At 37.1% G+C, this 12,746-nt stretch carries 10 protein-coding genes; 6 read left to right on the top strand and 4 right to left on the bottom strand.

Going from position 1 to position 12,746, the window contains the following annotated elements; genetic code table 11:
- Positions 1 to 26 precede the first annotated feature (26 nt).
- Positions 27 to 170: a hypothetical protein gene (locus BN200_RS09315; RefSeq protein WP_019220609.1), complete on the bottom strand. Its 144-nt coding sequence runs from the start codon at positions 168 to 170 to the stop codon at positions 27 to 29.
- Positions 171 to 373: 203 nt separating this feature from the next.
- Between BN200_RS09315 and BN200_RS01340 the strand changes: the two genes are divergently transcribed.
- The 3 genes from BN200_RS01340 (at position 374) to BN200_RS01330 (ending at position 6,000) form a co-directional block, all read left to right on the top strand.
- Complete coding sequence (locus BN200_RS01340; protein ID WP_019220608.1) at positions 374 to 1,117, top strand: 16S rRNA (uracil(1498)-N(3))-methyltransferase; 744 nt, start codon at positions 374 to 376, stop codon at positions 1,115 to 1,117.
- Between the two features lie 68 nt (positions 1,118 to 1,185).
- Complete coding sequence (locus tag BN200_RS01335; protein WP_019220607.1) at positions 1,186 to 2,559, top strand: glutamate--cysteine ligase; 1,374 nt, start codon at positions 1,186 to 1,188, stop codon at positions 2,557 to 2,559.
- A 2,085-nt stretch (positions 2,560 to 4,644) separates the two neighbouring features.
- Positions 4,645 to 6,000, top strand: coding sequence for an L-cystine transporter (locus tag BN200_RS01330; RefSeq protein WP_034988559.1), 1,356 nt, complete (start codon positions 4,645 to 4,647; stop codon positions 5,998 to 6,000).
- 15 nt (positions 6,001 to 6,015) lie between these two features.
- On the opposite strand, the gene BN200_RS01325 is transcribed toward BN200_RS01330, so the two are convergent.
- The gene (locus BN200_RS01325) at positions 6,016 to 6,900 is read right to left on the bottom strand and encodes a methyltransferase domain-containing protein (protein ID WP_019220605.1); all 885 of its coding nucleotides are present in this window, start codon (positions 6,898 to 6,900) and stop codon (positions 6,016 to 6,018) included.
- A gap of 185 nt (positions 6,901 to 7,085) precedes the next feature.
- Between BN200_RS01325 and BN200_RS01320 the strand changes: the two genes are divergently transcribed.
- Positions 7,086 to 7,871 carry a ComF family protein gene (locus tag BN200_RS01320; protein ID WP_019220604.1) on the top strand — a complete coding sequence of 262 codons (786 nt, stop codon included), beginning with the start codon at positions 7,086 to 7,088 and terminating at the stop codon, positions 7,869 to 7,871.
- A gap of 47 nt (positions 7,872 to 7,918) precedes the next feature.
- Entirely contained in the window at positions 7,919 to 8,182 is a 264-nt protein-coding gene (gene grxC / locus BN200_RS01315; protein ID WP_034988830.1) for a glutaredoxin 3, read from the top strand.
- 11 nt (positions 8,183 to 8,193) lie between these two features.
- On the opposite strand, the gene ubiG is transcribed toward grxC, so the two are convergent.
- The gene (gene ubiG, locus BN200_RS01310) at positions 8,194 to 8,937 is read right to left on the bottom strand and encodes a bifunctional 2-polyprenyl-6-hydroxyphenol methylase/3-demethylubiquinol 3-O-methyltransferase UbiG (protein WP_019220602.1); all 744 of its coding nucleotides are present in this window, start codon (positions 8,935 to 8,937) and stop codon (positions 8,194 to 8,196) included.
- A gap of 193 nt (positions 8,938 to 9,130) precedes the next feature.
- On the opposite strand from ubiG, the gene BN200_RS01305 reads away from it, so the two are divergent.
- Positions 9,131 to 10,384 (top strand): aspartate kinase, encoded by a 1,254-nt coding sequence (locus BN200_RS01305; RefSeq protein ID WP_019220601.1) that lies wholly within the window; start codon positions 9,131 to 9,133, stop codon positions 10,382 to 10,384.
- A gap of 928 nt (positions 10,385 to 11,312) precedes the next feature.
- Here the strand turns inward: BN200_RS01305 and nhaA are convergent.
- Complete coding sequence (gene nhaA, locus BN200_RS01300) at positions 11,313 to 12,662, bottom strand: Na+/H+ antiporter NhaA (RefSeq protein ID WP_019220600.1); 1,350 nt, start codon at positions 12,660 to 12,662, stop codon at positions 11,313 to 11,315.
- Between the last annotated feature and the right edge of the window lie 84 nt (positions 12,663 to 12,746).

Raw genomic sequence — 12,746 nt, 5'->3', positions numbered from 1 at the left:
AAATTCTAAAAATGTAGTGCTTATACCTATTGAATCTGAGAGGAAATACCATAACCATCTTCAGGGGGGATAGGATTCCCATCTGCTCCAACGGAGCCAATCCCTACAGTGATTAGAATAAAGGTGAGGAGGGTCCCAATGGTGATAATTGTGGCTTTTTTAGCAGACATACTTTCCCTCCATACAAACATAATGGTAAATGGTTATGTTATACAAACTATTCTAAAAACAGAATCGCTTAGTGTTTTCTTTGTTCCAATTCTTATCTCATAAATGTAAAAAAACTTTATAGTTCTATAGATGTAACTTTACCTTTTTGTTATATATTTTCTTTATTTTTTCAACGACCATAGTGAGTTTGGCACAATTTTTTATGCGCATAAATTATAAACTTAAAAGATTATTTGTTCGACAGCCACTTGTTATAAATGAAAAAATAAAAATAGAAGGACAGCAAGCTGCTTATATTGTACATGTCTTGCGTATGCAAGAAGGAGCGGAAATTTTACTTTTTAATGGACAGGATGGTGAATGGCTTGCTAAACTCGTCACCATTAAGAAGAAGTTTGTTGTGGTTCAGCTCATCCATCAAGAGAGATTTCAAACAGCGCTTTCGAATCTTATTTACTGTTTTGCTCCACTCAAAACTGCGCGTTTGGATTACATGGTGCAAAAAGCTGTAGAAATGGGGGTATCGGTTTTGCAGCCCGTGATAACGCATCATACACAGGTTACCCGTGTCAATATGGCGCGTATGGAATCTAATGTTATTGAAGCTTCTCAACAGTGTGGTATTTTATCTTTGCCTCAATGCGTACCCGCTGTGTCGTTAGCAGAATTTTTGACACTTTGGGATGAGACACAACCTTTGTTCTTTTGTGATGAAGCGTACACCCCCTATAATCCATTACCTCTTTTAAAAAAGAGTGGAACGACAGCAATGGGCGTTCTTATTGGACCAGAAGGTGGCTTTAGTCAAGAGGAACGGAACTTTTTAAAAAAACACCCCTTTGTAATTTCGATACCATTAGGCCCGCGTATTTTACGCGCTGACACTGCAGCTGTTGCTGCTTTGGCTCTCCTGAATGCTACTATAGGAGATTGGTCAATGGATTGAGAAATCTATAAAGTCATTCTAAACGATTCCTTTAAAAGGATGAAACTGATGATGGGATACAATAAGTTATGGCGCTTGATATAGCTGATGAAAGTGAAATTTCTAACTTGGATTCCTTGGTTAGCTATTTCCAAGGGGGATGTAAAACAGAGCATGATTGGCGTATTGGTACAGAACATGAAAAATTTCCCTTTTATAGAGGCGATTTTCGTCCTGTTCCTTATGAAGGTTCGAGGGGAATACGCGCACTTTTAGAGGGAATGCAAAGAGCGTTAGGGTGGAAGCCTATTTTAGATGAAGGAAATATTATTGGGCTTGTCGGATCTGTTGGTCAAGGCGCTATTTCTTTGGAACCTGGAGGACAATTTGAATTATCTGGCGCACCACTAAAAACGATTGGTGATACTTATTGCGAGGTAATTGAGCATTTAACTCTTCTCAAGAAAATTTCAGAGCCTTTGGGTATTGGTTTTCTAGGCATTGGTGCTAGTCCAAAGTGGACATTAGCTGAAACTCCGCGAATGCCTAAGTCACGTTATCAGATTATGGCCGATTATATGCCAAAAGTTGGTCATAGTGGTCTTGATATGATGTATCGCACATCAACTGTTCAGGTTAATCTTGATTTTTCATCAGAAACGGATATGCGGCGAAAAATGCAAGTGTCAATGAAATTGCAGTCCATTGCCACAGCATTATTTGCCAGTTCACCTTTTACTGAGGGGCGTCCGAATGGCTTTTTGTCTTGGCGTTCTGAAATTTGGTGTGACACTGATAATCAGAGGACAGGGGTTCTTCCCTTTGTATTTTCTGAGCGTTTTGGTTTTGTCGATTACGTTGAATGGGCGCTTGATGTTCCAATGTATTTCGTTCTGCGTGAGGGGCGCTATTACGATTGTACACATATAACTTTTCGTCAATTTATGAATGGAGCCTTAAGAGGGCAGGTTGTAAATGCAAGACCCAATATGGGGGATTGGATTAATCATCTATCGACTTTATTTCCTGAAGTCCGCTTAAAACGATTTTTGGAAATGAGAGGTGCTGATTGTGGTTCTTGGAAGCATATTTGTGCTTTGTCAGCTTTTTGGGTTGGGATTCTTTATGATAGTGAAGCGCTTAATGAAGCCGAGGCTTTAACAAAAGACTGGTGTTTTGAAGAAGTTTTGGATATGCGCAAACGTGTCCCTAAAGAAGGATTAAAAACACCTTTTCGTCAGACAATCATTTTAGAGCTAGCCCGTCAGGCTGTTGCTATTTCACGCAAGGGTTTAAAAAATCGTCGGCAGTGTGATGCTAATGGTTTAGATGAAACAAATTTTTTGGTTCCCTTAGAAGAGGTGATTGCAATGGGACAAACAGAGGCTGATAAATTTTTATCTCTTTATCATTCTATTTGGGATCAATCTGTGGAACCTGTTTTTTTAGAATGTGTCTATTAAATTTTAAAGCAAGAAAAATCCCTGTATATTTTGGGAAGAAGTACATACCATTGTTGCAGTTCATTCGCAGACTTTCTTTAAGAGAGATCTCTCACCTTTTTCTTTATTCCACTTTCTGGTGCTTGTCCATGAAGTGTACAACATAAAATTTATTAGGCACTGTTATCTTTTTTATTTATGCAAGCAACAGATCAGCACAATCATGATATTTTCTTAATCATAAGCTGTCTCTATTTTTGCATTCAAACTCTTAATAAGAAAAGGCGTATTTAGCCCTTTCTTAAGTTTTTTATTCACAGACCAATTCCCCTTTTGGTTTAGCTAGAAAAAGATTTTTTTTAATTTATTCTAAGACAGGTTTCAAATGAGGAGACATAGTTGCATTAAAGCTTTTCATTAAAGTGAAAAAACAATAAATTAGCTTTATAAATTGATACATTGTTCTAAAAAGTGTTTTTTAATATGCTTTCAATGTAAACGCTTATTTTATTCCTCATTATCTATAGTCTATCCTATAATTGTTTCTTTTTTGTATCAAGACATGTTAATATCTATTATAAATGTAAAACGTTTTGTTACTTGAAATAGGAACACAGAACAGGAGCTAATTTTTTGTTCTGATAAGCAGCAAAAAAGTTTGTTGTGAATTCAAGACAGAGAGTGCATTATTTTTCTCTTTTAAAATAACAATATCTTACTGGCGATTTTATCGATCTTAGTGGTGACTTATCACTTCTTTTTTATGATATAATTGTATAGTAAGAATGTAAAAAATAGTTATATTTTTTAAAAATTATAGAATTACACGTTATCATTTTCTCTGGATGCATAATCTGTTCTCATTAGCTCATATCAGTTGGAGAAGGTAAAAACTTTTTTGCCTACTCAAACATTGGATCATGAAAATTTATAGGACATTTTTCTAGAAAGAAAATTCTTTCTAAATTATTACAATCAGCATTGTATTTGATTGTATTCGCTTGGAAAAGTCTTAAATTTCGTTTTGAAGTTATAAGATAACAGCCTTAATTTTTCTTTATCGCTTTGCCATAAAGCGGTAAAGGGTTCACAAAAATAAGCATTATATGGTAATATTTTGAAATATCCAATTTGTAAGGATTAATTTGTAACTCTGTTCAATATTGCCGAAATTGCCCGTTATCATATTCTGTAAATATAACAGGTTTTATGTGCCTCCTGAAATATATTCTTTCGCTATTTTCATTTGTTCACGGTACTCTAAATCCTCCTAGTTTTTATTGAAGTATGTCTGGTAAAATTTATTGTACCGATTGGGAGTATTTATCTGATTATATCCAAATAAGATCAATACAGAAGATCAAGTTATACGGCATCAGGAAACTTAGCTATCGTTTGAATAAGGAGGTAAATTTTCCATAAAATCGTTACCGTGATGAATGATTCATTTTTTTACATCGGTTAAAGGGTATGTATTGTCTTTATTTGATGATAATTTGTGCAAAATTATATTAATGAGGCGTATAAAACATATCGTATTTTTCTAAACATGATGTGATAGATTCAAAAATCTTCGCGTTTATATTCTTATTGTTTAGAAGGAATATTTTATAAAAAAGAGAATTACGCTGAGAGATGGAAAAGGATGTGTAAAAGCTCTTAACAATAAGAGTGATGCATATTTTAAAAGAGGGTGTGATAAAGACCCTCACAAAATATCGATAATAAAATTGGTAAGATGATTTGCTATTGTATTCGGAAACAGACGTTCTGCAATTGTCCTGCAGTTTATGTATCATTAATAAAGATTTTGTTGCTTTACAGATCAAGAAAGAATAATAACATTATGCATACGGATAAGGCATAATGAAGCTGTTTTTTCATATCGGAATCTAAGGGATAGTTTTTATATTTGATGCTGTTCGAAAATTTTATGAATAACAGGGGAATAATTTCAATTGATTTTTTATCTTCCTTAAAGAATTTTTAGTAGATAAAAATTTCTCTTCTAACCTATAAATTAAAAAAAATAATGATTTTGTAAATGCCTTGTAAGCTTTATATTTCATTTTCAAATATCACGCATAACAATAGTGGGCATATACAATGGCATTTAATTTTTTCATCAATGTATTTCTATTTATTATTTTTTTGTTATGGATTGCCCAAAGTAAGAGGATGGAATGGAGCCTCTCACTACGTGTTATGCTAGGGCTTATCGTTGGTTTGATTTTTGGTAGTGTTTTGCAAGTTATTTATGGAGAAGGTGAAGCCACTTTATTGAAATCCGTTGAATGGTTTAACATTGTTGGAAACGGCTATATCTTGTTGCTACAAATGATTGTTATGCCATTGGTTTTTGTCTCTATCGTTTCAGCGGTTGCTCATTTGCATTCTGTTTATGCTGTTGGCAAAATGAGTATAATGACAATTTCAATATTGCTCTTTACAACTGCTCTTTCAGCGTTGGTTGGCGTTTTGGTTGTTAATGCCTTTGGATTAACGGCGAGTGGTTTGGTGCATGAAGAGCAAAATGTTTCTGCTGTTCTCGGGGATCGTATTTCTCAACTTGGGGACATGAATATTCCAAAGATGATTTTATCCTTGATTCCTAAAAATCCCTTTGCTGAGTTAAGTGGGGCTAAGCGTACTTCAATTATCAGTATTGTTATTTTTGCATCTTTTTTAGGGGCAGCGGTTCTTCTTTTAAAAAAAGATGATCCAGATAAAGGGGAAAAAGCACTTTTATTTATTCAAGTGGCACAAGCTTGGATTATGCGGTTAGTCCGTATTGTGATTGCTTTGACGCCTTATGGCATTTTTGCACTTATGACTAAAGTAGGAGCATCTTCGCATGTTGCAGATATTTTAAATTTATTGGTTTTTATTATCGCCTCCTATGTTGGTATTATTTTTATGTTTGCAATTCATGGGGTATTACTTGGTATATCAGGAATCAATCCTTTTCGTTTTTTCAAAAAGGTTTTACCAGTTTTGACATTTGCTTTTAGCAGTCGTTCAAGTGCTGCAAGTATTCCTTTAAATATTGAGGCCCAAACGCAATCGATTGGTGTACCGCAATCAATAGCCAGTTTTGCAGCCTCTTTTGGGGCAACAATTGGACAAAATGGTTGTGCAGGTCTTTATCCAGCAATGCTTGCAACCATGATAGCCCCTTCTATGGGTATTAATCCTCTTGATCCTATGTGGATTGCTACGCTTGTTGGTGTTGTAACGCTGAGTTCTATTGGTGTTGCTGGTGTTGGTGGTGGTGCTATTTTTGCTGCCTTGATCGTGTTGCCAATTATGGGGCTTCCTGTTTCTTTGGTTGCTGTACTGATGTCTATTGAACCTCTTATTGATATGGGACGCACAGCTCTCAATGTAAGTGATTCAATGTTGGCTGGAACTATAACCAGTCAGATGTTACGGATGACGGATAAAAGCATCTTTGAAAAATAATTTTCATGGTGAAGCTTATGTTTTTTTTGACTGTTTTACTAAAGCATCTGCAAGAGATATTTGTGCTGAGCCGGGTTTTATAGGTTTTTGTTGATTGGGATGAGGAGCCCACCCAGAGAGCCAAATGAAAGAAAAATGCGCGCGAATGCGGCCATCGGGGTCGCTAAATCGTTGTGCATAAATTTCAGCCGCGCGGAGAAAAAAGCGCTTGGATACAGGGCGTCGTGAGCGATTGATGAGCGCATTTTGCATTCCCATAGCTCTCAGGTCATTTATGAGATCAAACATTGTATTGTAACGTATTGTGACATCTTCAATATCTGCTACAGGGAGAGCAAAACCAATACGCTGTAAAAGAGCACCTACCTCACGAATGTCGGCAAAAGGAGAGATTCGTGGGCTTGCTCCGCCATAGATTTCAATTTCAGCTTGCAAGAGGCATTCACGTAATTCTGCGAGCGTACCAGCCCCCGCCATAACAGCTAGAAATAAGCCATCTGGTTTAAGGATATTTTTTATCTGACTAAGAACACCAGGGGTATCATTGGTCAGTTGTAATGAAAGCAGTGAAACGATAAGGTCACAGTAATTTTGAGGAAAATCAAGAAATTCTCGAGAACGTAAATGAAATTTTTCGTCATGGCTCTGATAAAGCATGTCGGTTTCAACGCGTTCTATAGAATGGACTTTTCCAGATTTTATGAGGGTTTGCGCTGCAAGGTCTGTATGGCTGTGTAAATCTAAAGCTAATGTAAAGAAACGATCAACAGTACTGAGACGTTTAGAGAGATCTTCAGCCATGTAGGACAGTAGAAAGTCATATCCTTTTTTTGCTTTTTGAAAAGCACGTTTGCGGAATTGTTCAATGCGGTTGTGGTCAAAAATGAAAGGATGCGACATAGCATTAAGGTCTTTAGATTTGTACTGCTTATATTTTGAGAGGGTTCATTTTTGACAAGCTTTGTCAAGTTTATGATGTGAAAGAAAAGCAAATTTATAAGAAGTAAGAGTTTTTAAAGGAATTAAAGTTAAAAAATGTAAAAGGATTTTTTTGCATAGGGAAGCTATAAAAGCCTAAATTAACGATGTTCTGCTTTCAAGAAGTGGCTTTAAATGGCGGGAATATATTTAGTAAGTTTATTGAACGCTTGCTCGCAATTTTGTATCCGCCGATGTGTCCTGGATGTAAGCAAAAAGTTTCTGCTTATGGTACCATTTGTTCTGAGTGTTGGAAAGGTCTCCAATTTATCACGAAACCTTATTGTCCTGTTATGGGTGTCCCTTTTGTTTGTGATATGGGGGATGGTTTTCTCAGTGGTGAAGCGCTTCAAAATTCTCATCCTTTTTCGCGTGTTCGCTCGGTTATTGTTCATAAGGGGGTGGCACAATCTTTGGTAATGCGATTGAAATATGGTGATCATATAGAATTGGCATCTTTTATGGCAAATTGGATGGTTTCTGCTGGACGGGAGATTATCGAGGATTGCGATATTATTATTTCTGTTCCTTTGCATTTTCGTCGTTTTTTGAAGCGACGTTATAATCAATCTGCTGAGCTTGCGCGTTATATTGCAAAAGCACAGAAAAAAGAATTTAAGCCCGGTTGGCTCGTACGTTGTCGACATACTCGCCCGCAGGTGAATTTATCTGCCAGGGAACGAAAACTGAATGTGCTGAATGCTTTTGAAGTGCCGGGTAAAGTTAAAAAATATCTAAAGGGACGTTCTATTTTGCTCATTGATGATGTTTTCACAACAGGCGCGACAGTTACAGCCGCAGCAGCAACATTAAAACATGCAGGGGCGCGTCAAGTTGATGTGCTAACATTTTCACGTGTACTAAAAGAGGCTTCTATATTTCCTGATTCTTGAGAGAATCTTTAATTTATAAATACTTTGAAAACATTGGAGAAAACACGATGAAAGAGATCATACTCTATATACGTCCTAACTGTCCTTACTGCAAGAGAGCACGTGATTTGTTTGATAAAAAAGGGGTAAAATATACAAATATTGATGCATCAACGTCTCTTCGCCAAGAAATGGTGCAGCGAGCCAATGGACGTAATACATTTCCACAAATTTTTATAGGGAATTACCATGTTGGTGGTTGTGATGATCTTTACGCTTTAGAAGATGAGGGGAAGCTCGATTCTTTGTTGCAGGACGTACAGCAATTGTAGACCATGCTCGCTTAAGACTTTTTTGCAAGAAGCAGATAATTAATGTCCATATCTTTTGAACGATTCCAACTGTTGTTTAATGGATTATAAGTAATACCGATCTCATCAATGACAGTGAGAGCGTTTTGTAATAAGATGTTTTTCAGTTCTCGAGGTTTAAGAAATTTTTTATAGTTATGGGTTCCTTTCGGAAGCCAACGTAAAATATATTCTGCGCCTACAATAGCTAGTCCCCATGCTTTCCATGTACGGTTGAGTGTTGAAATAAACATCAATCCTTGTGGCTTGAGCATTTTTGCTGTAGCCTCTATCAAGAGATTAACGTCAGCGACGTGTTCAACAACTTCCATATTAAGGATGATATCAAATTGTTCTCGCTCAGTTGCGAGGGCTTCTGCAGTAGTGGTGCGGTAGTCAATCGAAAGGCCATTTTGGGCTGCGTGGATTTTTGCAACTTCAATATTCGTTTGAGCAGCATCAGCCCCTACAACCATAGCACCAAGACGTGCCATTGGTTCGCATAACAAACCACCTCCACAGCCAATATCGAGAATTTTTAAATTTTCAAAAGGTGCCAGTGAAACAGGATCACGATGAAATTCTAAACAAATTTTTTCTCTAATGTAAGCAAGGCGTGTTGGATTGAATTGATGCAGTGGCCGAAACTTCCCTTGTGGATTCCACCATTCAGCAGCAATGCGCGAAAAATGGTCAATTTCACTTTGATCAAGTGTGGTGCGCGTTTTATTTATCATGTTGCTCTTTTTTTATTTTTTCATAATCAAGTCAAGTTGATTTTATTCAAATTGAAGGGAAATTAACATAGATAGAGTGGACTTGCACAAAGGATAGATATTGGGTATGTGAAAAGGGGTTTTTTGATACGGGAGTAAGTCCTTATTCTTACTGTCGTTTGAGATAAGAAACGTAAAGGTAAGAGTATTATTGATGGCGCGGATTGTCATGAAATTTGGCGGAACATCTGTAGCAGACATTGAACGTATTTATAATGTTGCACAGCATGTTAAAAGAGAGGTAGATGCGGGCAATGAGGTTGCCGTAGTGGTATCGGCAATGGCTGGTAAAACGAATGAGCTTGTTCAGTGGACACGTGATGCTTCACCAAGACATAAAAATGCTTACGAATATGATGTGGTCGTTGCTTCTGGTGAACAGGTAACGGCTGGTTTGCTGGCCCTTACACTTCAGGAAATAGGTGTAAATGCTCGTTCATGGCTTGGTTGGCAAATTCCTATTCACACGGATAGTGCGCATGGGAGTGCGCGTATTACAGATATTGATGGATCTTTTTTAATACAACGTTTTCAAGAAGGTCAGGTAGCAGTTATTGCTGGTTTTCAAGGGTTAGCGCCAGATAATCGGATTTCTACTTTGGGGCGTGGTGGGTCAGATACAACGGCTGTCGCAATAGCAGCAGCTGTAAAGGCTGATCGTTGTGATATTTATACAGATGTGGACGGTGTTTATACAACGGATCCACGCGTAGAGCCTAAGGCACGTCGTTTACCAAAAGTGGCTTTTGAAGAGATGCTGGAAATGGCTTCTCTTGGAGCAAAAGTTTTACAGGTTCGCTCTGTTGAGTTAGCTATGGTTCATAACGTCCGTACCTTCGTGCGCTCAAGTTTTGAGGACCCTCATGCATTAATGGAGGATCCAATGAATTCTTCTGGAACACTTATTTGCGATGAGGATGAAATCGTGGAACAACAGAATGTTACTGGTATTGCTTTTGCTAAGGATGAAGCGCAAATTTCGCTCCGTAGACTTGCAGATCGCCCAGGGATCTCTGCAGCAATTTTTGGACCCTTGGCTGAAGAGCGCATTAATGTCGATATGATTGTACAAAATATTTCTGAAGATGGTTCAAAGACCGATATGACTTTTACGGTACCATCAGCAGATGTAGAGAAGGCTGTTGCACTTCTTGAGAAAAATCGTAAAGAGATTGGGTTTGATGTTCTTCAATCTGAAAGCGGTCTTGCCAAGATATCTGTTATTGGTATTGGAATGCGTAGCCATGCAGGTGTTGCTGCTACGGCTTTCAGAGCTTTGGCTGAAAAGGGCATTAATATTCAAGCAATTACGACTTCAGAGATTAAGATTTCTATTTTGATTGACAGTGCTTATACTGAACTTGCGGTCAGAACATTACATGCTGTTTATGGACTTGATAAGGGTTAAGCATAAAAGCTTTTCAAATAAGGTGATCATTTATACCTGGAGGGGAACGGAAAATTTCCTCCATAAGCGTTTAGTGAAAGATGAGAAATATACCAATGGTTCACACATATATTTTACGTAGGAGATTTTGTGCGTGCTCATCAAGGTTATGAGGTCTATAGATTTGATTTTATTGGATTATTCTAGCCATTATGCAAAACAGGGCTAATAGAGATATCCTATGAACACTTTTTATTTTTTCAAATGAGTCTTGAAAACTTTCTACGGGTACAGTGGATTTAATGTTATTTTTTGCATAAGAATAGATAAAAATCTAGAGTAAAGGAAAATGTACAGCAATTGTAAGTTGAAGGAACTTTAAATTTTTAAAATGTACAAAATTCCTTTTTTCATTGCACACTAATTTGCTGATTTGATTTATCTTTCCTTATTAGGCTTGAATATGGCCTCGTTTATATCAACCGCGATAAAAAGGTTCATAGTCTTAATCAAATTGAATGACAATTTACTGCTTTATAAAAATCGTAGTTTGCATAATTATTCATTATAGCTAGAATAAAGTCGAAACACTTGAAATTGCTCACTAGAGCCTTTGAATAAATATTATACTAGACAATTTATTTGGTGTTTTTTCACTTATCTTACACGCGCAATGTATTTCCATTAACATGTCAGGATCTAAAAGAATTAAATGAAAAAACGCATTGCGCATGATAATAATAAGCCCCCCATCATAACACTTCATGACAGAACTGGAGAGTTTTTAAAAGAGAGACACGTCTTTTTCAATTACACACCGGTGATATTAAAATCTTTTACCTTACTTAGTTTTGTAATCATGAAACAGCCATAATATAAAAACTCAGTCAAACTGTTTTGTCAAATATAGGTATAACAAAATCGATAGCTATTTGTTTTCTTGAGAATTCTAAGATGCTTTTTTATTGCGTTTGATATAAACAAGTCCATATCCAAGTCCGACAAGAGCAGATAAACCAGAGCCACAAAGAACACCAATTTTTGCAGAATCAAGCAAGACAATATCCTTAAAAGCAAGCATTGAAACAAAGATCGACATTGTAAAACCAATTCCTGCTAAAAAACCAATCAGCAAGAGCCCAGTCCATGTCATCTGAGGAGGCAAGCGGCATAACCCTGATTTTACTGCTAAATAACTAGCAGTGATGATACCAAGAGGTTTACCAACGAAGAGACCAATTACAACACCGAGAACAACCAAGAGTGATTTATGAGAAGAAAGATCAAAATTTGCAAAACTAACGCCAGCATTTGCAAAAGCAAAAATTGGCATTACACCATATGCTACCCATGGGTGCAATGCTTTTTGAATACGTGTTACTGGTGCAATCATAGCGCGTTGCCCTTTGCGCATTTTTTTCAATGCCGTTGAGATATGATGCAGATCTGTTTTTGTATTTTTTTCTTGGAGAATTTGCATGGCATTGCTCAGGATTGTAAGCGGAGCTACAAGCGTACGCGTAGGAAAAACTGGAGTCATCATACCTAAAATTACACCTGCTAGTGATGGATGAACGCCTGTTACCATTAAACCCCACCAGATGATTGCACCAGGTAGAATGTAAAGCCATGCCGATGCGAGACCAATCCATTGAAAAAATAATACTAAAGCAATGCCTATTGCTGCAATAAAGAGACCGCTCGGATCAATACTCGTTGAATAGAAGAAAGCAATAATAAGAACAGCAATAATATCATCAATAATTGCTAAGGATAAGAGAATGATATGAAGGTTAGCAGGAATTTTTTTTCCAAGAAGAGTAAGAATGCCAAGTGCAAAGGCAATATCTGTTGCTGTTGGCACAGCCCAACCATATGTCTGTCCACTGTTAAAGTTGAAGCTGAAATAAATAATGGCAGGAAGACAAACCCCACCTATTGCGGCAACAATTGGTAAAATTGCTTGTTTAAAATCGGCAAGAGCGCCCTCATGAATTTCACGGCGGATTTCCATTCCAGCAACGAGAAAGAAGACAGTCATAAGAGCATCATTAACCCAGAAATGTAAATCCCATGAAAGGGTGAAATGACCAAAGTTGAAGCCAAGAGGTGTATGCCAGAAGGATTCATAGAGAGAAGAATATTCAGAATTGGCAAATATGAGTGCAGCAGCAGCAGCTAATAAAAGCACAATACCGCTGAGGGCCTCAATATGGAGAAAACGCTCAATAGCTGAAAGCGCTTGGTCTGTAACACGAGAAGCGCGATTAGGCAGGCGATTTGAAGAGAAATCAGACATGAACAACTCCAACTATCGACAATTTTACCAATATAGATTTTCTGTATAAATTACCCTGTACGGTGCCCTCTTGTACCATACAAA

The sequence above is a fragment of the Bartonella senegalensis OS02 genome (assembly GCF_000312545.1).
GTDB classification, from domain to species: Bacteria; Pseudomonadota; Alphaproteobacteria; order Rhizobiales; family Rhizobiaceae; genus Bartonella; species Bartonella senegalensis.
The sequence above is the reverse complement of the archived record's forward strand: the minus strand, read 5'-3'. Positions and strand labels throughout refer to the sequence as shown.